At 69.7% G+C, this 20,601-nt stretch carries 25 protein-coding genes, 1 tRNA gene and 1 pseudogene; 22 read left to right on the forward strand and 5 right to left on the reverse strand.

The genetic code is table 11. From position 1 onward, the window contains the following. Positions 1-25 precede the first annotated feature (25 nt). The 6 genes and pseudogenes from R2B38_RS19180 to R2B38_RS19205 all read left to right on the forward strand — a co-directional run bounded on the left by R2B38_RS19180 (position 26) and on the right by R2B38_RS19205 (position 3,236). Positions 26-693, forward strand: a pseudogene (locus R2B38_RS19180) (siderophore-interacting protein). 56 nt (positions 694-749) lie between these two features. Further along, the gene (locus tag R2B38_RS19185) at positions 750-1,103 is read left to right on the forward strand and encodes a VOC family protein (protein WP_318017329.1); all 354 of its coding nucleotides are present in this window, start codon (positions 750-752) and stop codon (positions 1,101-1,103) included. A gap of 76 nt (positions 1,104-1,179) precedes the next feature. After that, a complete protein-coding gene (locus R2B38_RS19190; RefSeq protein ID WP_318017330.1) occupies positions 1,180-1,785 on the forward strand; it encodes an HhH-GPD-type base excision DNA repair protein in 606 nt (201 codons plus the stop codon). Between the two features lie 195 nt (positions 1,786-1,980). Next, a complete protein-coding gene (locus R2B38_RS19195) occupies positions 1,981-2,640 on the forward strand; it encodes an HdeD family acid-resistance protein (RefSeq protein WP_318017331.1) in 660 nt (219 codons plus the stop codon). A 78-nt stretch (positions 2,641-2,718) separates the two neighbouring features. Next, a complete protein-coding gene (locus R2B38_RS19200) occupies positions 2,719-3,054 on the forward strand; it encodes a hypothetical protein (RefSeq protein WP_318017332.1) in 336 nt (111 codons plus the stop codon). Between the two features lie 59 nt (positions 3,055-3,113). Then, positions 3,114-3,236, forward strand: coding sequence for a hypothetical protein (locus R2B38_RS19205; protein ID WP_267885236.1), 123 nt, complete (start codon positions 3,114-3,116; stop codon positions 3,234-3,236). 21 nt (positions 3,237-3,257) lie between these two features. Here the strand turns inward: R2B38_RS19205 and R2B38_RS19210 are convergent, their stop codons facing one another. Continuing rightward, on the reverse strand, positions 3,258-4,766 hold the full coding sequence (locus R2B38_RS19210; RefSeq protein ID WP_318017333.1) for a helicase HerA-like domain-containing protein: 1,509 nt from the start codon (positions 4,764-4,766) through the stop codon (positions 3,258-3,260). 105 nt (positions 4,767-4,871) lie between these two features. On the opposite strand from R2B38_RS19210, the gene R2B38_RS19215 reads away from it, so the two are divergent. Next, positions 4,872-5,168, forward strand: coding sequence for a type II toxin-antitoxin system VapB family antitoxin (locus tag R2B38_RS19215; protein WP_003999914.1), 297 nt, complete (start codon positions 4,872-4,874; stop codon positions 5,166-5,168). A 273-nt stretch (positions 5,169-5,441) separates the two neighbouring features. Then, the gene (locus R2B38_RS19220; RefSeq protein ID WP_318021731.1) at positions 5,442-6,074 is read left to right on the forward strand and encodes a LytR C-terminal domain-containing protein; all 633 of its coding nucleotides are present in this window, start codon (positions 5,442-5,444) and stop codon (positions 6,072-6,074) included. 121 nt (positions 6,075-6,195) lie between these two features. Here the strand turns inward: R2B38_RS19220 and upp are convergent, their stop codons facing one another. Beyond that, entirely contained in the window at positions 6,196-6,831 is a 636-nt protein-coding gene (upp, locus tag R2B38_RS19225; RefSeq protein ID WP_033285566.1) for a uracil phosphoribosyltransferase, read from the reverse strand. A 96-nt stretch (positions 6,832-6,927) separates the two neighbouring features. On the opposite strand from upp, the gene R2B38_RS19230 reads away from it, so the two are divergent. The 4 genes from R2B38_RS19230 to R2B38_RS19245 all read left to right on the forward strand — a co-directional run bounded on the left by R2B38_RS19230 (position 6,928) and on the right by R2B38_RS19245 (position 8,554). Then, complete coding sequence (locus tag R2B38_RS19230; RefSeq protein ID WP_033285565.1) at positions 6,928-7,122, forward strand: hypothetical protein; 195 nt, start codon at positions 6,928-6,930, stop codon at positions 7,120-7,122. 243 nt (positions 7,123-7,365) lie between these two features. Continuing rightward, complete coding sequence (locus tag R2B38_RS19235) at positions 7,366-7,902, forward strand: hypothetical protein (RefSeq protein WP_318021732.1); 537 nt, start codon at positions 7,366-7,368, stop codon at positions 7,900-7,902. A gap of 56 nt (positions 7,903-7,958) precedes the next feature. Further along, positions 7,959-8,390, forward strand: a complete 432-nt coding sequence (gene tadA, locus R2B38_RS19240; protein WP_318017334.1) for a tRNA adenosine(34) deaminase TadA — start codon at positions 7,959-7,961, stop codon at positions 8,388-8,390. Between the two features lie 79 nt (positions 8,391-8,469). Further along, a tRNA-Ser gene (locus R2B38_RS19245) sits at positions 8,470-8,554 on the forward strand. A 957-nt stretch (positions 8,555-9,511) separates the two neighbouring features. Here R2B38_RS19245 and R2B38_RS19250 read toward each other — a convergent pair. Beyond that, positions 9,512-10,084 (reverse strand): Uma2 family endonuclease, encoded by a 573-nt coding sequence (locus R2B38_RS19250; protein WP_318017335.1) that lies wholly within the window; start codon positions 10,082-10,084, stop codon positions 9,512-9,514. 381 nt (positions 10,085-10,465) lie between these two features. Here R2B38_RS19250 and R2B38_RS19255 point away from each other — a divergent pair, with 381 nt between their 5' ends. From R2B38_RS19255 to R2B38_RS19280, 6 genes are all read left to right on the forward strand, one after another. Next, entirely contained in the window at positions 10,466-10,642 is a 177-nt protein-coding gene (locus R2B38_RS19255; RefSeq protein ID WP_318017336.1) for a hypothetical protein, read from the forward strand. A gap of 34 nt (positions 10,643-10,676) precedes the next feature. Next, complete coding sequence (locus R2B38_RS19260) at positions 10,677-10,970, forward strand: Dabb family protein (RefSeq protein WP_318017337.1); 294 nt, start codon at positions 10,677-10,679, stop codon at positions 10,968-10,970. Positions 10,971-11,141: 171 nt separating this feature from the next. Next, positions 11,142-11,990 carry an RNA polymerase sigma factor SigF gene (locus R2B38_RS19265; RefSeq protein ID WP_318017338.1) on the forward strand — a complete coding sequence of 283 codons (849 nt, stop codon included), beginning with the start codon at positions 11,142-11,144 and terminating at the stop codon, positions 11,988-11,990. A gap of 299 nt (positions 11,991-12,289) precedes the next feature. Beyond that, a complete protein-coding gene (locus tag R2B38_RS19270; protein ID WP_318017339.1) occupies positions 12,290-13,180 on the forward strand; it encodes an RNA polymerase sigma factor SigF in 891 nt (296 codons plus the stop codon). A gap of 56 nt (positions 13,181-13,236) precedes the next feature. Next, the gene (locus R2B38_RS19275; protein WP_318017340.1) at positions 13,237-13,887 is read left to right on the forward strand and encodes a hypothetical protein; all 651 of its coding nucleotides are present in this window, start codon (positions 13,237-13,239) and stop codon (positions 13,885-13,887) included. A gap of 201 nt (positions 13,888-14,088) precedes the next feature. Next, positions 14,089-14,532, forward strand: a complete 444-nt coding sequence (locus R2B38_RS19280; protein ID WP_318017341.1) for a GNAT family N-acetyltransferase — start codon at positions 14,089-14,091, stop codon at positions 14,530-14,532. 27 nt (positions 14,533-14,559) lie between these two features. Here R2B38_RS19280 and R2B38_RS19285 read toward each other — a convergent pair whose 3' ends face one another. Then, complete coding sequence (locus R2B38_RS19285; protein ID WP_033285555.1) at positions 14,560-14,763, reverse strand: hypothetical protein; 204 nt, start codon at positions 14,761-14,763, stop codon at positions 14,560-14,562. Positions 14,764-14,971: 208 nt separating this feature from the next. Between R2B38_RS19285 and R2B38_RS19290 the strand changes: the two genes are divergently transcribed. The 4 genes from R2B38_RS19290 (at position 14,972) to R2B38_RS19305 (ending at position 19,470) form a co-directional block, all read left to right on the forward strand. Further along, the gene (locus tag R2B38_RS19290; RefSeq protein WP_318017342.1) at positions 14,972-15,505 is read left to right on the forward strand and encodes a MarR family transcriptional regulator; all 534 of its coding nucleotides are present in this window, start codon (positions 14,972-14,974) and stop codon (positions 15,503-15,505) included. Positions 15,506-15,526: 21 nt separating this feature from the next. Next, complete coding sequence (locus tag R2B38_RS19295) at positions 15,527-18,058, forward strand: MFS transporter (protein WP_318017343.1); 2,532 nt, start codon at positions 15,527-15,529, stop codon at positions 18,056-18,058. Positions 18,059-18,152: 94 nt separating this feature from the next. Next, positions 18,153-18,974: a YceI family protein gene (locus R2B38_RS19300; RefSeq protein ID WP_318017344.1), complete on the forward strand. Its 822-nt coding sequence runs from the start codon at positions 18,153-18,155 to the stop codon at positions 18,972-18,974. A 28-nt stretch (positions 18,975-19,002) separates the two neighbouring features. Further along, complete coding sequence (locus tag R2B38_RS19305) at positions 19,003-19,470, forward strand: PPOX class F420-dependent oxidoreductase (RefSeq protein WP_318017345.1); 468 nt, start codon at positions 19,003-19,005, stop codon at positions 19,468-19,470. A 201-nt stretch (positions 19,471-19,671) separates the two neighbouring features. Here R2B38_RS19305 and R2B38_RS19310 read toward each other — a convergent pair whose 3' ends face one another. Further along, positions 19,672-20,466: a TetR/AcrR family transcriptional regulator gene (locus R2B38_RS19310; protein ID WP_318017346.1), complete on the reverse strand. Its 795-nt coding sequence runs from the start codon at positions 20,464-20,466 to the stop codon at positions 19,672-19,674. Between the last annotated feature and the right edge of the window lie 135 nt (positions 20,467-20,601).

Consider the following 20,601-nt stretch of genomic DNA (forward strand, 5'->3'; position numbering starts at 1 on the left):
AGCGTACGCGAAGGGTGAAGAGACCATGGCGCAGGGGCGCGGCTGGGAGGGCGCGGTACTCAGGCTGCTGCGCGCGAAGGACTTCGAGTTCACGGTGACCCGGGCCGAGGACGTCACCCCGCGCTACCGCCGCCTCCGCCTCACCGACGGCGGCATGCTCGCGGCGACCGGCGTCCACCCGACGATGTGGGTCCGCCTCTGGTTCGACAACGCCGGCAGGCCGCACCAGCGGGCGTACACCCTGGTCGACCCCGACCCGGCGGCCGGTACGTTCGGCCTCGAATTCGCCCTGCACGAAGGGTGCGCGAGCGACTGGGCACGGGCTTCGAGGCACCCGACCCCGCTCCCTCCCACCTCTTCGCCATCGGCGACCCGGCGTCACTGCCCGCCATCAACTCCCTTCTGGATACGGTGGGTTCGACGGTCCCGGCGACGATCTGGTTCGAGGGCGACTCCGACACCCTCCCCTTCCGCACCGACCCGTCCCGCCACGAGGTCCGCCACCACCCCCGGGGCCAACTCGCCGACCGGGTACGCGCGGAACTCCCCGACCTGCTGAAGGGCAGCGCCGACCCGTACGTCTGGATCACCTGCGACACGGCCACGACCCGGGGGCTGTCGTCGTACGTACGCAGGGAGTTGGGAGTGCGGCGGGAGCGCGTGCACGCGCTGGGGTACTGGCGGGCGGGCTGAACGGGGGCGCCGAAAACACCTGTATTCCGAGGCCGCGGCCGGTCTACGCTCTGCGGATGACCTTGGAATGGGAACAGGTAATCGTCCACGCGGAGGATCCGACGGCCCTCGGGCAGTGGTGGGCCGAGGCGCTGGGGTGGGTCGTGGTGTACTCCGACGCCGACGAGTACGAGATCCGCCCCGCGCCGGACCGCCTCCCGGGCCTGGACTTCGTCCGGCTCGACGAGGCCAAGCAGAGCAAGAGCCGCCTGCACCTGGACTTCAGGCCGGACGACCAGGCCGCCGAGGTGGCCCGCCTGGAGGCGCACGGCGCGCGCCGCGTCGACATCGGCCAGGGCGAGCAGTCCTGGGTGGTCCTGGCGGACCCCGAGGGCAACGAGTTCTGCGTACTGGGTCAGCGCCGGCAGTAGGGCGCGCCCTGGTGGATGCCCGCCGACCCGCCCCACCGGCAGGCATCCCCCGCCCGAACGCGCCATCATCGGGGTCATGGACGCAACCCTTCACCTCGCCCAGGACCCCGCCGCCGACGAACTCCTCGGCCGCTCCCCGCTCGCCGCGCTGGTGGGGATGCTGCTCGATCAACAGGTGCCGATGGAGTGGGCGTTCAAGGGGCCGCGGACGATCGCCGACCGGCTCGGGGCCACCGATCTGGACGCGCAGGAGATCGCCGCACAGGACCCCGAGGCCTTCGCCGCGCTGCTCTCCGAGAAGCCGGCCGTGCACCGCTACCCGGGGTCCATGGCCAAGCGGATCCAGCAGCTCTGCCAGTACCTCGTCGAGCACTACGACGGGGACGCGAGCGGTGTCTGGGCGGGCGTCGGCACGGGAGCCGAGCTGCTCAAGCGGCTTGAGGAACTGCCCGGGTTCGGCAAGCAGAAGGCCCAGATCTTCCTCGCCCTGCTCGGCAAGCAGCTCGGTGTCACGCCGAAGGGCTGGCGCGAGGCCGCCGGGGCGTACGGCGAGGCGAAGTCCTACCGTTCGGTCGCCGACATCACCGGCCCCGAGTCGCTGGCGAAGGTCCGCGCCCACAAGCAGGAGATGAAGGCCGCGGCCAAGGCGGCGAAGGCGACCAAGGCCTCCGGCGGCAAGTAACCCCCGCCTCCGCACCCCGTCCGACCCCGATCCCCCAGGGGCGCGGGGCTGTGTCGATATGCGGCTCTGCCGCGCGGGCGCGACCAGCCCCCACCGACCCGCACTCGGCACACGACCCGAACCACCCCCGCGCCCCCGTCAGCCAGGTGGCCCGCCCCGGTGGCGGCCCGTCCGCCCCCGGTCAGAACATGGACCATGACCGAGGCACCGAGCGGCCCCTGGGGCCCGGAGTACGACGACCGCCGCGCCCACGCGCCACGCGACCCGCGGCCCCCGCAAGACGAGCCGGAATTCGAAGGGCCCCTCTTCGCCCTGTCCAAAGCCGCGTGGCAGGTCGTCCTGCTCACCGGCGTCGCGTCCCTCATCCTCGGCGTGCTGGTCCTCGTGTGGCCCGGCGCGTCCCTCTTCGCGGCCGGCATCCTCTTCGGCCTCTACCTCCTGATCAGCGGCGTCTTCCAACTGGTCGCCGCCTTCGGCACCCACCGCGCGACCTCGCTGCGCGTCCTCGCGTTCATCAGCGGCGCGCTGTCGATCGTGCTGGGCCTGTTCTGTTTCCGCGGCCCGATGCAGTCGATCCTCCTCCTCGCCCTGTGGATCGGCATCGGCTGGCTGATCCGGGGCATCACGCAGACCCTGGCCGCCATCCACGACCGGACGATGCCCGCCCGCGGCTGGCAGATCTTCCTCGGGATCGTCACCTTCATCGCCGGCATCGTGCTGATCGACTCCCCGTTCCGCTCGGTCGCCGTCCTCACCCTCGTCTGCGGCATCTGGCTGGTCGCGGTCGGCGTCGTCGAGATCGTCACCGCCGTCCGGATGAGGAGCCACGCCAAGCAGGTGCCCCAGGCCCTGTGAGCCTCGTTGGTAGGCCGTGCGGGCGGTTTACGCGCCCGCCGCGATGAACGCCGTACGGCCGCTGGGAGATGACCTTCCATGAGCACGAGGGTGCGCCCCGCACACAACCTCCCCCGCAGCCACGCCTGGCTGCGGGGCCTCGTGCTGCTGCTCGCCCTGCTCGTCCCGGGCACGCACGCCGAGATGCGCGCGATGCCTGTCGCGGTGGCGTCCGCAGAGACGACCGTCGAGTACGACGTCCTCGACACGGCCGCTGCCCTACGGCCGGTTTCCCCCCTCGTCCACCGGCCCACCGCACCCCTGCGGCCCGCGCCCGCACCGGCGTCCCGGGCGCCCCGGGTGCGTTCCTTCGCCGCGCCGGCCTCACCGCCGTACGCCCTCCGCGCCCTGCGCACCGTGGTCCTGCGCTGCTGACGGACCGACCTCCCCCAGGTCAACACGTCAACCGTCACCACGACGCGAGGAACACAGCCATGCCCATCGATCCGTACGCGGTCCTGCGCGCCCTGCTGCGCGCGGAGGCCGTCCGCAACGCGCCCAAGCCGGAAGTCCGACGGCCCGAGCCGCAGCGGCCCCCGGAGGAACAGGGGCGCTGAGCCAGTACGGCCCGGCGGGGGCTAGCGCTTCCGCCGGGCCGTTCCGAAGAGCGAGCGGGTGATCTCGCGGCCGATCTGGGTGCCGACGGAACGCGCCAGGGACTTGAACATGCCGCTGCCGACGACCTGTTGGACCATCGACTCGTCCTCCTTGGCCGGCTTGGCAGCCGTCTTCGGTGTCGCCGGTGCCTCCTGAGGGCGGGACGTCAGCTTCTCGTACGCCGACTCCCGGTCCACAGCCTGTGCGTAACGGCCGTACAGGGACGAGGACTTGACCGCCGCGTCGAGGGTCGCCGCGTCGATCGGGCCCATCAGGGACTCGGGGGCGCGGAGGCGGGTGACGGCGACAGGGGTCGGAGCGCCGTTCTCGCTGAGGACCGTCACCACCGCTTCGCCGGTGCCGAGGCCCGTGAGGATCTCCTCCAGGTCGTAGGAGGAGTTCGGGAAGGTCTTCACCGTTGCCTTCAACGCCTTCTGGTCGTCCGGGGTGAAGGCGCGCAGCGCGTGCTGGACGCGGTTGCCGAGCTGGGCCAGGACGTCGCCGGGTACGTCCTTCGGGGTCTGCGTCACGAAGAAGACGCCGACCCCTTTCGAGCGAATGAGGCGGACGGTCTGCGTGATGGAGTCCAGGAAGGCCTTGGAGGCGTCGTTGAAGAGCAGGTGCGCCTCGTCGAAGAAGAAGACGAGCTTCGGTTTGTCGGCGTCGCCCACCTCCGGGAGGTCGTGGAAGAGGTCGGCCAGCATCCACATCAGGAAGGTCGAGAAGAGCTGCGGTTTGTCCTGGACGGCGGGGAGTTCGAGGACGGAGACCATGCCCCGGCCGTCCGACGCCGTGCGCAGCAGCTCGCTCGTGTCGAAGTCGGGCTCACCGAAGAAGTCGGCCATGCCCTGTGCCTCGAAGGCGGTGAGGGAGCGCAGGATCACGCCGGCCGTGGCGGTGGAGAGGCCGCCGATGTTCTTCAGTTCCGGCTTGCCCTCGTCCGAGGTCAGGAAGGTGACGACCGCCCGCAGGTCCTTGAGGTCGATCAGCTCCAGGCCCTTGGTGTCGGCGTAGTGGAAGATCAGGCCGAGGGACTGCTCCTGGGTCTGGTTGAGCTGCAGGACCTTCGACAGCAGCACCGGGCCGAAGCCCGTGATCGTGGCCCGCACCGGGATGCCGTGGCCGATGCCGCCGAGGGCGTAGAACTCCGCCGGGAAGCCGGTCGCCGTCCACTGCTGCTTCACCTCGGCGGCCCGCCCCGCGACCTTGTCGTTCGCCGTGCCCGGCGCCGAGATGCCCGACACATCGCCCTTCACATCCGCGAGGAACACCGGCACGCCCTGCGCCGAGAGCTGTTCGGCGATGAGCTGGAGGGTCTTGGTCTTGCCGGTGCCGGTGGCGCCGGCGACGAGGCCGTGGCGGTTGAGCATCGGGAGGGGGATGCGGATCTGCGCGTCGGGCAGACAGGCGCCGTCCCACAGCAGGGCCCCCAGGTCGAGTGCAGGTCCTGTGAAGGCGTACCCGGCGGCGATCGTCTCGCTGTCACTCATATCAGGCCTCTGTTCCCGTTTTGCCCGGCTTTACGGCATCTTTTCCAGCGTCGCACTCCGTCTCCATGGCTGCGCCCGGAACGTCATGACCGGTAGGCTTTCCGTGTGATCTTCAAGCGCATCGGAAACGGCCGGCCGTACCCCGACCACGGCCGGGAAAGCACCCGGCAGTGGGCGGATGTCGCGCCGCGCCCGGTCCGCCTCGATCAGCTCGTGACGACCAAGGGCCAGCTCGACCTGGAAACGCTCCTCGCCGAGGACTCGACCTTCTACGGCGACCTCTTCGCGCACGTCGTGAAGTGGCAGGGCGATCTGTACCTGGAGGACGGCCTGCACCGCGCGGTCCGCGCGGCACTTCAGCAGCGCCAGGTGCTGCACGCCCGCGTCCTTGAGCTGGACTGAGCCCCCCTTTTTTTGAGGCTCGGTTCGCCTCCGGGGCGCCAAAGCCTGTGTCGAGAGCCCGACCGTGCTCGACCCTTCGGGCCTCCGCGCGCTCGATCTCTCGACACAGGCGCGCCCCTTCGGCTCACTCGCCGGGGCTGACCCGGGGTTCGCCCTTACCGACCCGGGGTTCGTCCTTTCGGGTTGGTCTCGGCGCTGTCGAATGATCATCTAGTAGGCATCGTCGCCCGGGCGCACTACGCTGCGCTCATGAGCATGCTGACTCCCCCAGGCATGGGCGGCCAGTACCGGATCACGGGGGACAAATACCCGCGTATGCGCCGTCCGCGGCGCCGCGGGAGGCTCGTCCTCATGGTGGTCGCGTCCGTCGCCGTACTGGGTGTGGGCGGGTGGGGCACGTTGCAGCTCATCGACGTCTTCACCGGTGGCGGCAAGCAGGCCGCGGCGGCCGGTCCCAAGGCCGCCTGCGCGACCAAGGCCAGCCCCTCCGCGAGCACCGGCGCGAGCACGGACTCCGCCGTGCCGAAGCCCGCCCAGATCACCGTGAACGTCTACAACGCCACCCCCCGCAGCGGCCTCGCCAAGTCGACGGCCGACGAACTCAAGAAGCGCGGCTTCAAGATCGGTGACGTGGGCAACGCGTCCGCGCAGTGGGACAAGAAGGTCAAGGGCACCGGCGTCCTGCTCGGCCCCGCCTCCGCCCTCGACACCTCGCTGCCCGTCCTCGCCACCCAGCTCACCGGCGCCGAGCGCCGCACCGAGGCCACCCGCAAGGGCACCGCGGTCGACCTCGTCATCGGCACCGCCTTCAAGAACCTCACGGCGAAGGCGGCCGCCGACAAGGCCCTGGCCGCGCTCGCCGGACCCGAGCCGACGGCCAGCGCTTCACCGAAGAGCTGCTCGTAGGCGTACGGGAACGGCCGTAGGAGAACGGCCGCAGGAAGTAGGAAGGGCGTACGAAAATCCCGTACGGCGGGTAAGAGCCGTACGGGAATCGGGTGTTGACGGAGTCCTGCTCGGCCGCGTCCTACTCGGCCGCGCCGTACAGGCGGTCGCCCGCGTCGCCCAGGCCCGGGACGATGTAGCCGTGTTCGTTCAGGCGCTCGTCGACCGAGGCCGTCACGACGGTCACCGGGGTGCCCGCGAGTTCGCGTTCCATGACCTCGACGCCCTCGGGGGCGGCGAGCAGGACCACGGCCGTCACGTCGTCGGCGCCGCGCTTGATCAGCTCGCGGATCGCCGCGACCAGGGTGCCGCCGGTGGCCAGCATCGGGTCCAGGACGTACACCTGGCGGCCGGAGAGGTCCTCCGGCATGCGCGTGGCGTACGTGGAGGCCTGGAGGGTCTCCTCGTTGCGCACCATGCCCATGAAGCCCACCTCGGCGGAGGGCAGCAGGCGGACCATGCCGTCCAGCATGCCGAGGCCGGCCCGCAGGATCGGCACGACCAGGGGGCGCGGGTAGGACAGCTTGACGCCGGTGGTCGGGGAGACCGGCGTGACGATGTCGACCTGTTCGGTGCGCACGTCGCGCGTGGCCTCGTAGGCGAGCAGGGTGACCAGCTCGTCGGCGAGGCGGCGGAAGGTCGCGGAGTCGGTGCGCCGGTCGCGCAGCGTGGTGAGCTTGTGGGCGACCAGGGGGTGGTCGACGACGTGGAGACGCATGTCCACAACAGTAGCCGCCGCCGCGTGCCTGCTCGCGCTGGCATCAAACCGCCCGTCCGGGGGAAAGTGGGAGGGACGGAACGGGGTGGTGAACCGATGCCTGACCGTGAGTCCCACGAGGAACCGTCACAGCGGAACAGCAGCGAGACCGAGGCCGAGCGCAGGCGGCGCCGGGCCCAGTTCCTGCGTGAGCTGACCGAGGCGCGCGAGCTGCGCGACCGGGTCCAGCCCCGCCGCGCCAAGACCGCGCGGCTGCGCCACGCCATGCGTATGCGCACGTTCCGCTGGTAGTCGAGACCTGTCTCACAGCACTTTGTAAGGCCAACCGGGTGCGTGCGTACGGCGATCGCCGCGTACGATCCCGCTGGTGGTCGATCAAAACGGGCGGACACAGGGAGCCGAAGACGTCCCCTGAACGCCTTGTTTCTGCCACGATTCCGAGTGGGTGGGGCTCGGAGCACGAGCTCTCCCCGCCCGCAGCCTCAGCCGGGGGGACCCCCAACCGGCACACCTATGACCAGTGGGAGAGTCACGGTGTACTTCGCCGCACTGCTCGCGCGCACCGAAGACGGGTGGGAAGCGAGCGACACAGAGCTCGACGATGTCGAGAGCCTGTCGGATCTGGCCGAACTGGCCCGTGAAGCCTCGCCCGAGGACGACACGGTGCTGGTGCTCATCGAGCAGGAGGACGCCTGGTTCGGCGTCGTCCGCATCGACGGCGAGGACGACCCTCGGATCTACGTCTCGGACGCAGCTGCCGCAGCCCGCAGCTCGTACGGCGAGATCCTGCTCACCGACGAGCTGCTCGGACGGGATCCGGACGACGACGACGTCGTCGATCTGGACTCCCTCGACCTCGACGGCACCGAGGACGGTGACACCGAGGAGGACGACGACGAGGACGGCACCTCCTCGGCCGAGGCCGTTCCGCACAGCCCCGTCGGTGACAGCCAGATCCTGGACGACCTGGGAGTCGGCGAGAAGGAGCTGCGTCTTCTGGACGCGGACGACGCGCTGAGCTCCATCGCCGAGGCCCTGGGGGCCTCGGAGGTCCTGGAGACCGTCCGCTGACCACAGCACGCACAGAAGGGACCCCGGACCCGGTACGCGACCGCTGGCGGGCCGCGATGCGGCTCGCCCTGGACGAGGCCGGAGCGGCCGCCCGGGGCGGAGACGTCCCGGTCGGCGCGGTCGTGCTGTCCCCGGACGGTACGACCGTGCTCGCCACCGGGCACAACGAACGCGAGGCCACCGGCGATCCGACGGCGCACGCCGAGGTCCTCGCGATCAGACGGGCCGCCGCTCACCTGGGTGAGTGGCGGCTGTCGGGCTGCACACTCGTCGTCACCCTCGAACCCTGCACGATGTGCGCGGGCGCGCTGGTGCAGTCCCGGGTGGACCGGGTCGTCTACGGCGCCCGCGACGAGAAGGCGGGCGCGGCCGGCTCCCTCTTCGACGTAGTCCGCGACCGGCGCCTCAACCACCGCCCCGAGGTCATCGAGGGCGTCCTCGCGGACGAGTGCGCGCACCTGCTCACGGAGTTCTTCCGGGACCGGTAGCGGGACCGGTAGCGGGATCAATGCCGGTGCTCGATTACCGATTTCAAACCACGCCCCACCTTGTTGTAAGGTCTCTCTCGGTAGCGTGTCCGAGCGGCCGAAGGAGCTCGCCTCGAAAGCGAGTGTGGCGCAAGTCACCGAGGGTTCAAATCCCTCCGCTACCGCAGGTAGACGAAGGGCCCGGTCCACTGGACCGGGCCCTTCGTGGCGCTCCGTCTCAGTTTCCGTCTCACTTGCGGCCCGTCAGGCCTCCAGAGCGCCCTGCTGCGGAACGGCGCACGCGCCGGCGTCCGATGGAGCACAATCCCCCTGAGGGGACTGTGCGACCGCCCCAGCCGCACACCCTTCCCGGGGGAAGGTGAGATGTGAACTACGGCTTGACCTCTGTGATCGTAGGCGTGGCTGTCATTGCCGCACTGGTCAGTGACGCCTGGCGTAGCGTTCTGCGTGCGATCTTCCGGCATCCACGTAGAACCTCAGTGATCGTGCACATGGACGGTGCGCGCCTGGAGGTCAGCAGCTCCAGTCCGGAAGAGATCCAGAAGGCGCTGGATGCGCTACTCAGCATTGCAGTGCACAACTCAGCGGTGGGGAACTCGACCAACGTCCACGGACAGCAGAGCAGTCCGACAGGGACAAACGGCGCTCACCCGACCTCAGGGGGTGGGCCAGGTGAGTGAGGGTCTCGCAAACACTGGCACTGATGTCGCTACCAGTTCAGCGCCCACCGCAAGCCAAGCAACCGTAGCGACCGTTGCCGCGCCAGAGGTCACTACCGTGACCGCTCACTTCAAATTGGTCTTTATCTGCGTAACGTTGATCACGGTCCTCACTCTTATGGCCAGCCCCCACTACCAATTCAACGAGTCGGCACGGACAACCCCAGTGCGCTGACGCTGCGGGCAGTAACCCGCCTTCCTCCCGCAGGGGTCACCGCAGCCATGGGCACCCCGCGTTCAAGGTCCACGTCCGGCGTGCGGAGTTCCAACGGCACCTGCGCAACCGAACTCAGACCGACCGTTCCTGAAACCTGCCGACGGCACCCGTATCGGCCCGCCGTCAGATGACTGTTCCGACTGGTCCAGCCTGGCGCATTGCCCGGCTCGCCTCCAGTGTTCCCGTCAGGGCACGAGGCCGGTGAGGCTCATGTCGAGGTCGAACGGGGTGGAGATCTTCAGGCGGTTTCGGTGGATGCCGGTGGGCACGTAGGTACTGGTCATGAGGTCGAGTTCGTAGGTGTGGACGGCGGGCGCTCCGCTCTCGTCCTCGATGCGCCAGAAGTGGGCGATCTTGGCCTGGGCGTACTTGAAGGGCTTCAGAGATCGGTCCCGGTCGGCTGATTCCTCCGAGACGACTTCGATGACGAGAGTGACGTCGTCGGGTGCGTACCAGGTGCGGTCGGGTTCATACGCAGCGGTGGTGACCAGGATGTCGGGCTCGGGACGACTCTTCTTGTCGAGACGGACGGTCATCTCCCGCTCGACCTCGAACCCCGCGGGAGCCGCCTGACGCAGCGCGAACGTCATGTTCTCCACGAGCCGGGAGTGCCAGGACCGCTGCGGCGACATCATGAAGATCAGGGCTCCGTCGATCAGTTCGGTGTGCCGCGGTGCTTGGGGGAGGTGATCGAGGTCATCGGCTTCCCAGCCGCTGGGCCTGGGCGGGATCATCCAGTCGGGGAGTTCGGCGGTCACGGCTTCCTCCAAGCGCTGCGTAAGAAGCGATCAGGGGCCTTGATCCCGGATCACGGACACGGGCCATGTACCTGACCTCAGCGTAGTTGACACCCCTCCTCGGCGAGCGGCATGTAGTGCCCAGTCACGGGCGGGAGCCCCCGGACACGCAGCGCGTCACGGCGTCTCCGGCCTCGACCCCGGTGATCAAGGACAGTCCCTCGGCTGGAGTCGGCTCGGTCAGGATTGCGCGACGGGACCCAACATCCCTTCACCTGCGGGCCGTTGGGTCCCTGGTCGGTCTCTGGTTGATCCCTGATTGATCCAAAAAGAGGCCGTGAAGGTTACACTCACCGCCGGCAACAGGGGGCCCACGGGCACGGAGTCACAGGGGAGGCCGCGATGGCGGTGAACGCCAAGAAGATCGTCGTCTACTTGCTCGTGGTCTTCGCGTCGTACGTGATCATCACGGACCCGTCCAAGGCGGCCGACTACGTCCAGATAGGCTTCGAGGGCATATCGGACGCCGCGAAGGCCATCGGCGACTTCATGACCTGGCTGGCCGACGGGGCGCAGTAGCCGCAGTAGCCAACTACCCACCAGGAGCGCGCAGATGATCCGCCACCTCGTCCTCTTCAAGCTCGACGAGGGTGTCGAGCGCGACGACCCGCGCGTCGTGGCCGGCGTCGAGGCGTTCCGCCCGCTCGGCGACCTGGTCGACGAACTGCGCTTCTGGGAGCTGGGCTGGAACATCAGCGACCGCCCCATCGCCTACGACTTCGCGATCAACTCGGCGGTCGACGACCCCGACGCCCTGAAGCGGTACATCGAACACCCCGCGCACCAGGCCGGTGTCGCGCTGTGGCGTGAGTTCGCGACGTGGATCGTCGCCGACTACGAGTTCTGAGCGCACCCCGAAGCGCCTTCCCGCCTTCCCGCAGAGCCCCTTGCCGTCACGGCAAGGGGCTTTTGTTGCTCAACACGGCATAACACGGTATTAGGCGGTGCTTGCACACAGTGCACATGTCTTGTGATGCTATGACCGCTTTTGACGGATGAGTTGACCTATTGAAGAGGTGTGGCGTTGACCGTGTCGGCCAGTACAGCGCCGCCCCAGGACGAGGCACCCGCCCAGCCCCCGGTGGCGGCCGCTCCGCCACGCAGCCGCGGCGCGGACACCCGGGCCCTCACCCAGGTGCTCTTCGGCCAGCTCAAGGGGCTCCAGCCGGGCACGCCGGAGCACAACCGGGTGCGCGGGGCGCTCATCGAGGCGAACCTCCCGCTCGTGCGCTACGCCGCCGCCCGCTTCCGCTCCCGCAACGAGCCGATGGAGGACGTCGTCCAGGTCGGGGCCATCGGTCTGATCAACGCCATCGACCGCTTCGACCCGGACCGGGGCGTGCAGTTCCCGACGTTCGCGATGCCGACCGTCATCGGCGAGATCAAGCGGTACTTCCGCGACAACGTCCGCACGGTCCATGTCCCGCGCCGGCTCCACGAGTTGTGGGTGCAGGTGAACGCGGCGACCGAGGACCTGACGACCGCCTTCGGGCGCACCCCGACCACCGGTGAGATCGCCGAGCGGCTGCGCATCGGCGAGGACGAGGTGCTGTCCTGCATCGAGGCCGGACGGTCGTACCACGCGACCTCCCTGGAGGCCGCCCAGGAGGGCGACGGACTACCCGGCCTGCTCGACCGGCTCGGCTACGAGGACCCGGCCCTGGACGGCGTCGAACACCGCGACCTCGTCCGCCATCTCCTCGTCCAACTCCCCGAGCGGGAACAGCGGATCCTGCTGCTGCGCTACTACAGCAACCTCACCCAGTCGCAGATCAGCGCCGAGCTCGGCGTCTCCCAGATGCACGTCTCCCGGCTCCTCGCGCGCAGCTTCCAGCGGCTGCGCTCCGCGAACCGCATCGAGGCATAGCGGCCGCACAGAAAGCCACATCGGGGATCACTCGAAAGCCCGAGCGAGATGTCACCGGTACGAACGAATCGCTCACAGGGCCCTTTCCCGACAGTTCTGCGCTGAAAAGCCGTCAGACCCCCTGTTTCCAGGGCTGATTCGTCACAGACATGTCGACATGTCACTACAGCGTGTTGCCGACATGTGACATTCTGCGGGAAGCGCGTTTGCCGTGGCCCAGGCTCCGGTATTCAGGTGAAGGCACCGCTCCCCAGACGGGGGCGATCGCCGCGACCGTCCCGCGACCCAAAGGGGGTGGCATGTCCGCAGACCAGGGCAGCTCGAAGGTGCTCACGCTCACCAAGAGCGACGCTGAGCCCGCACTCGACGCCGTTACGGTCCTTGAGGCCGTACCCGCCGTACCGGCCCCGGCCCTCCCGACCACGGGAGCCATCGACACCCGCACCCTGTCCCGCTCCCTCTTCCTGCGGCTCGCCGCACTCGACGAGAACAGCCCCGAGCGTGGTTACGTCAGGGACACCCTCATCGAGCTCAACCTCCCGCTGGTGCGTTACGCCGCCGCGCGTTTCCGCTCCCGCAACGAGCCGATGGAAGACATCGTCCAGGTCGGCACGATCGGCCTGATCAAGGCGATCGACCGCTTCGACTGCGAACGCGGGGTGGAGTTCCCGACGTTCGCGATGCCGACGGTCGTGGGCGAGATCAAGCGCTTCTTCCGCGACACGTCGTGGTCGGTGCGCGTCCCGCGGCGCCTGCAGGAGCTGCGGCTGGCCCTGACGAAGGCCAGCGACGAGCTCTCCCAGAAGCTGGACCGGTCGCCGACCGTCCCCGAACTCGCCGCGGTGCTGGGCGTGTCCGAGGAGGACGTCGTCGACGGCCTCGCTGTCGGCAACGCGTACACGGCCTCCTCGCTCGACTCCCCGGCCCCCGAGGACGACGGCGGCGAGGGCTCGCTGGCGGACCGCCTCGGCTACGAGGACACGGCCCTGGAAGGCGTGGAGTACCGCGAGTCGCTCAAGCCGCTGCTCGCCAAACTCCCGCCCCGCGAGCGCCGGATCATCATGCTGCGCTTCTTCGCCAACATGACCCAGTCGCAGATCGGCGAGGAGGTCGGCATCTCCCAGATGCACGTCTCCCGGCTCCTCACGCGCACCCTCTCGACCCTCCGCGAGGGCCTGATCTCGGACTGACCCCCAAGAGGGTCCCGAGGGTTCCTATTTGACGGAGTGTCAGCCACCATGGCGCGATGCCCCGTTCGACATGGACAGCCGGCCGCCGAGGCGCCCTGTTGGGCGCGTCGGCGGCCGTCCTCTGCGCGACACTGACCGCGTGCTCAGACACCGGCGACGGCTACGTGGCGATCGGCCCACCCCGCCCACCATCCGCCACGGCGGCACGCCCGACCGGAAGCATCACCCTGGTGCCGCTGGACACCCCGACGCCGACCGGAGCCAGCAAGTCACCGTCCGGCGAGGCGACTTCAGCACCCGTCCCGGCTCCCTCTCCACCCACGGGCGCCAAGTCCGGCCGTAGCAGCGCGCATTCACCGCCACCGACCCCAACTGCCGTCCCTACGACGGCTCCCGCCGCCCCCGCCGCCCTCACCTGGGGCGACCCCGTGCGCAAGGCCACCGACCACCGCTGGTGCGAGGACGTCACCCTGAGCTTCCGCAACTCCGGGGGTACGGCGGTGCGTTCGGGCACGGTGGAGTTCGGGACGCACATCATCGGGGCCCTGGGGATCGACTGGGCGACGATCGGGTCGACCGAGCGGCTCCCCGTGCCGATCGCGGCCCACGCGCGCGAGGACCACACCTGGACCGTGTGCGTCGACGCCTGGCGCGTGCCGTTGGGGATGCACATCGAGACGCGGGACGTGTCGGTGGAGTGGCACTAGGGGGCGCGGGGAACTGCGCGACCAGCCACGACGACGGCGCAGAGGACTGACGGCAGATCGCGGCTCCTGCAGCGGAGCGTCCCGTGCGCGACGAACGCCGTACTGGTCGCGCGAGCCGAGGGCCCGGTGACGCTGGGGCGCACATCGAGACGCGGGATGTCCCGGTCACCTGGCGGTAGTGCGGTCGATAGGCTCCGCGGCATGGACGTTCGGGTGGAGATCGTGCGCGAGGCGACCGGTGAACTCGTGGACGCGTTCGGGCGGTTGCTGCCGCAGCTGTCCGCTACGGCCGAGCCGCTGGACCGGGCCGCCGTCGAGCGGATGGTCTCGTGCGCGACGAACACCGTGCTGGTGGCGCGCGTCGAGGGCGCGGTCGTCGGCACTCTCACGCTGGTGATGTCTCCCGTGCCGTCGGGAATGCGCGGGCGCGTCGAGGACGTCGTCGTCGACAGCGCCGCCCGGGGGCGGGGGATCGCCGCGCTGCTCATCGAGCGGGCGCTGGGCATCGCCCGGGAGGCCGGGGCGCGGACCGTCGATCTGACCTCGCGGCCGGACCGCGCCGCGGCGAACCGGCTGTACGAGCGGCTCGGCTTCCGGGTCCGGGAGTCGACGGTCTACCGGTTCCCCATGGAACCGGACCGGTAGACCACTGCCTGGATGAAGCGGTCGGTGTTACATGAAGGCCAGGTAGGCCACCGCCGCCACGACCAGCACGGCGACGACGACGCCGACGATCAGGCCGACGCGGGGTCCGGCCGAGGCGGTGGGCGCGGCCTGGGGCCGGCCGCCCTGTGGGGTCTCGTCGACGAAGGCACGGAACATCTGGGTGCTGCCGGCGGGGTCGTAGTTGCCCTCGGGGCCCTGGGTGTTTGCCATGGGCCGAGACACTAGCGAATCCCCGGGTGACACCCAAGTGCGGGGCCTCGGACAGCCTCCGCCACCTGCGGATTTACTTTCAGAAACGCTTGCCTTTGCCAACTTTTTATGCCGTACCCCGTCATTTTATTTGCCTGTAGCAACCAACCTCTCTTAGTCTCTTATGGTTGCCCCAAGCAACGAACATGGAACGAGCAGGGGAGGTGTGATGGCCGAGCGGACGCAGTACGAGGAGCTGATGCGTCAGTTCAGTGCCTTCGGTGCCGTACGCAGGGAGTTGGGGCGGATCATGCCGTCCGACTGTCCCGGCGGCTCCGCGGCCGTGCTGACCCTGCTCGACCGGTACGGCGACATGCGGATGAGCAAGCTCGCGGAGCTGCTCTCCGTCGACATGTCCGTGACCAGCCGCCATGTCGCGCACGTCGTCGACCGGGGCTGGATCGAACGGTCCCCCGACCCCGCCGACAAGCGCTCCCGCATCCTGCGCCTCACCCCCCGCGGCCGGGCCCAGGTGGACGAACTCTCCCGGCGGACCGCGCAGTTGCTCGCCGACCGGCTGAGCGACTGGAGCGACGAGGAGGTCGGGCAGCTGATCCAGCTGATGGCCCGGCTGCGGGCGAGCTTCGGCGACTGCCGTACCGCGCAGCCCCCGCCCACGCGCCCTCCCGTCGTGGCCGAAACCCCCCACACCAGCGACTCCCCCCACCACGAACTCGAACACACCACCCGTACACCCGCATAAGCACGGAAGAAAAGGAAGCCCATGGCAACGACCACACCAGCCGGTGTGCGGGCTCACGCCAAGCACGGAGGGGCCTCCCCCGCGGCCCCCGACGGCGCTCCGATGACACACCGGCAGATCATGGAGGCGCTCTCCGGGCTGCTGCTCGGCCTGTTCGCCGCGATCATCTCGTCGACGATCGTCACCAACGCCCTGCCGACCATCATCGGCAGCCTGGGCGGCGGCCAGGAGGCCTACACCTGGGTCGTCACCGCGGCCCTGCTCTCCATGACGGCCTCGGTGCCGCTGTGGGGCAAGATGGCCGACCTGGTCAGCAAGAAGGCCCTGGTCCAGATATCCCTGGTCATCTACATCATCGGCTCGGTCGTCGCCGGCCTCGCGCAGAACCCGGCGATGCTGATCGGCGCCCGTGTCATCCAGGGCCTCGGCGCCGGCGGTCTCTCCGCCCTCGTCCAGGTCGTGATGGCCGCGATGATCGCCCCGCGCGAGCGCGGCCGGTACTCCGGCTACACCGGTGCCACCTTCGCCGTCGCGACCGTCGGCGGTCCGCTGCTCGGCGGCGTGATCACCGACACCTCGTGGCTCGGCTGGCGCTACTGCCTCTTCGTCGGTATCCCGTTCGCGCTGATCGCGCTGATCGTCCTGCAGAAGACGCTGAACCTCCCGGTCGCCAAGCGGAAGGTCAAGGTCGACTGGACCGGCGCCTTCTTCATCACCGCGGCCGCCTCGCTGCTGCTGGTCTGGGTGACCTTCGCCGACGACAAGTACGACTGGCTGTCGTGGCAGACGTACACGATGGTGGGCGGCACGCTCGTGCTGGCGCTGCTGTTCGTGTTCACCGAGACCCGGGCGAGCGAGCCGATCATCCCGCTGCGCCTGTTCCGCAACCGCACCGTCTCGCTCGCCTCGCTGGCCTCGCTGTTCGTCGGTGTCGGCATGTACTCGGGCACGGTCTTCTTCTCCCAGTACTTCCAGCTCGCCCGCGACAAGTCCCCGACGATGTCCGGGGTCATGACGATCCCGATGATCGGCGGGCTGTTCGTCGCGTCGATGGTCTCCGGCCGTTTCATCACCAAGACCGGCCGCTGGAAGGGCTGGCTGGTCGCCGGCGGTCTCTTCCTCACCGCGGGCCTCGGCCTGCTCGGCCTGATGCGCTACGACACCCCGTACTGGGAACTGTCCATCTACATGGCCATGCTGGGCATCGGCGTCGGCACGATGATGCAGAACCTGGTCCTCTCCACGCAGAACCAGGTCACCCCGAAGGACCTCGGCGCCGCCTCCTCCACGGTGAGCTTCTTCCGGTCCCTCGGCGGCGCGGTCGGCGTCGGTGTGCTCGGCTCGGTCATGTCCGGCCGGATCACGCACTACGCCAAGGACACCGTCGCCTCGCTCGATCCGCAGTCGCAGGCCGCCGCCGCGAAGGCCGTCGGCAGCAGCGCGCTCCCCGACATGGACGCCCTCCCGAGCACGGTCCGCACCTGGCTGGAGAGCGCCTACGGCCACGGGATCGCCGACGTCTTCCTCTACGCGGCCCCCTTCGCGCTGATCGCCTTCATCGTCGTGATGTTCATCAAGGAGGTCCCGCTGCGGACCTCCGGCGGGCTTGCGCAGGCCGCCGAGGAGGCCGTGGGTGTGCTGGACGCGGGCGAGTTCCCCGCGCCGGCCGAGGAGAAGACACCGAGCTGGGCCACCGAAGGAACCGAGCAACTCGCCGCCGTGTCAACGGTGGTGGGGGAGGAGACCGCACCCGTGACCGCATCCGACCCCATGCCAGATCCCGTGTCCGCCGGGATTCCGATCCGCGGCTTCGTCCGGGGCGCCGAGAGCGCGCCCGTCCCGCAGTCCGCCGTCACCCTGATCTCCCTCGCGGGACGCCAGTTGGGCCGCTCGGTCACGCAGGCGGACGGCTCCTACGCGCTGGCCGCGCCGAGCGTCGGCTCGTACGTCCTGATCGCCTCCGCCGACGGCTTCCAGCCGCAGGCGTCCACGGTCGTCGTCAACGGCGCCGAACCGGTGTCGTACGACGTGCTGTTGAGCGGTACCAGCGGGCTGAACGGGCTCGTGCGGGCGGCCGAGACGGGGCTGCCCGTCAAGGACGCGATGGTCATCGTGACGGACGTGCGCGGCGACCTGCTGTCCAGCGGAATCACCGGAGAGCAGGGCGAGTTCGCGTTCGCCGAGCTGGTGCCGGGGGCCGTGACCGTCGCGGTGAACGCCGCCGGGTACCGGCCGCGCGCGCTGCCCGTCGAGGTCGGCGGCACGGGTGTCACCCGGATCGAGATCGACCTCGACTCCGGCGCCCAGGTCCAGGGCGTCGTCCGCGCCCCGCACGGCCCGCTGGCCGACGCCCGCGTGACCCTCGTGGACGCGGCGGGCAACGTGGTCGGCACCGCCACGACCGGTTCGGACGGGGCGTACGCCTTCACCGACCTGAGCGGCGGCGAGTACACGGTGATCGCGACGGGCTACCCGCCGGTCGCGACCGCCCTCACGGTGAACGGTCGCGGATCCGACGGCCACGACATCGAACTCGCCCACCCCGGCGAGTAGTTGATACCCCGGCCCGCTCAACGCGTCCCGAGCGGAGGCGCGTTGAGCGGGCCGGACCCCTTTGTAGGGCTGTACGGCAAGGAGTTAGAGGGACATGGGACTGACCGCGAAGATCCGTACCCGCGACGGATGGGCCGTGTCGCACGCGGTCGTCACGGTGACCGACATGACCGGGGCGCAGGTACTGCGGGCCGAGGCGGACGCGGAGGGGGCGGTGCGGGACGTGAACCCGTTGGCGCCCGGGCCGTACACCGTGATCGTGACGGCCGTCGGGTACGCGCCGGCCGCCGCCACCTCGATCGTCACCGCGAGCGGGCGGGCCGAGGTCGGCACGGTGACGCTGGCGCGGCAGGGCGGTACGGAGCTGCCGCCGCCCGGGCCGTGGACGGTCGACCCCGCGCACTCCACGGTCGGCGCGGTCGCGCAGCACCTGGGCATCTCCAGCGTGCGGGGCCGGTTCACCGACTTCGCCGCCACGGTCGAGATCGCGCCGGACGACATCGCCAAGTCCCGTGTGGAGGCGGTCATTTCGGCCGCGTCCATCGACACGGGGAACGGCATGCGCGACGACCATCTCCGGTCCGCCGACTTCCTGGACGTGGCCCGCTTCCCGGAGATCACCTACTCCTCGACGGGTCTGACCCCGGCCGGCTCCGACCGCTGGACGGTCTCCGGCGAGCTGACCCTCCACGGTGTCGTACGACCGGTCGACCTCGACCTCGCCTACCTCGGCACCGGGGCCGACCCCTGGGGCGGCACGCGGGCCGCGTTCCGGGCGACCACGGAACTCCACCGCGAGGACTTCGCGATGAACTACAACCAGGTCGTCCAGGCGGGCATCGCGGCGATCGGTACGACGCTCAGGGTGGAGCTGGACGTCCAGGCGGTGCAGGGGGAGTCGCTGCCGCAGGCGTGACGGGGTGGGCTGCGCCTAGGCTGGCCGTATGGCTTCGAACATCGCGAGCAACACCTCCGTGTCCCTGGACGAGCTGCTGGACTTCGTACGGCCCCGGCACCGGGCGATCCTGCTGACCCGGCGGGCCGACGGCAGCCCGCAGGGTTCGCCGCTGACCTGCGGGGTCGACGACTCGGGGCGGATCGTCGTCTCGACCTACCCCGAGCGCGCCAAGACCCGCAACGCGAAGCGGGATCCGCGGGTCAGCCTGATCATCCTGAGCGACGAGTGGAACGGGCCGTGGGTCCAGATCGACGGCACGGCCGAGGTCATCGACTCGCCGGACTCCGTGGAACCCCTCGTCGAGTACTTCCGGAACATCTCCGGGGAGCATCCGGACTGGGACGAGTATCGGGCGGCGATGGTGAAGCAGGGGAAGTCGATCGTGCGGGTCTCTCCCGAGCGGTGGGGTCCGGTCGCCACCGGCGGTTTTCCAGCGCGGCTCGCCGGGGGCTGAGCGTGCGGGTCGTCGGGGGTTGAGGTGGTGCTGGGGGCTCCGCCCCCAGACCCCCGATCGGCCCTGAAGGGGCCTCGTCCTCAAACGCCGGACGGGCTGAGTAGTAGCGGCCTGGGTTGAATCGGACGGGCTGAGCAGTAGCGGCCTGGGTTGAATCGGACGGGCTGAATAGTGACGGCCTGGGTTGAACGGACGGGCTGGTTATTGCCGACCTGGGTCCTCGTCTCCAGCCCTCTTCACCATCGCCTCGATGCCCGCCACCAGCAGGTCCAGGGCGAAGGTGAAGTCCCGGTCCATCATCTCCTCGACCGTGTCGCCGCCCCGGGCCGCCATGAGTTGCCTGGACTCCTCCAGGACCTCGGCGGCCGTCGGGGCCTCGGTCACCGTGGTCATGGCCTGGCGGAAGTAGTCGTCGGGGGTCATGCCGGTGTCGGCGACCTGGGCGAAGAAGTGGCCCTCGATCGTGCCGTAGCCGTACACGAACTGGAAGACCGACACGATCGCCCCCGTCAGCCCGTGGTCCGGCAGCCCGGTGCGCCGGACCACGCGCTGGACGACGCGGGAGAACGCGAGGTAGTTCGGGCCGATGTTGAGAAAGGTGCCGACGAGCGGCGACAGCCAGGGGTGTCGAACCAGCAGGACCCTGTACTCCGTTGCCAGGGCGCGGAGTTGGTCCCGCCAGTCCTCGCCCTCGGCCTCCGCGTCGGGCAGCCGCAACTCCCCGAAGACGGCATCCAGGGCGAGTTCGAGGAGGTCGTCCTTGGAGTCCACGTACCAGTAGACGGACATCGCGGTCACGTTCAGCTCGGCCGCGAGCCGCCGCATCGAGAACTTGGCCAGCCCTTCGGCGTCGAGCAGCCGCACGGTGACCTCGGTGATGCGGGTGCGGTCGAGGCCCGGTTGTCCCCCGCCGCCGCGCCCGCTCCGGCGCGTCTTCGTCTCAAGCCAGACACTGGTGCGCGCGGAACGCCCCGACGACGGCGATGTCTTGGCCACAACACACCTTCCTCAACTTCCCAATCCCGGCCACTGTAGGCGCCCCTTCAGGGGCGCGGGGCTGTGACATGTGCGGCTACCGCCGCGTGGGCGCGACCAGCCACAACGCGCCCGCAGCCGCCAACGCACCCCGCC

This window comes from Streptomyces sp. N50 (genome assembly GCF_033335955.1).
In the GTDB taxonomy this organism is placed as follows: Bacteria; Actinomycetota; Actinomycetes; order Streptomycetales; family Streptomycetaceae; genus Streptomyces.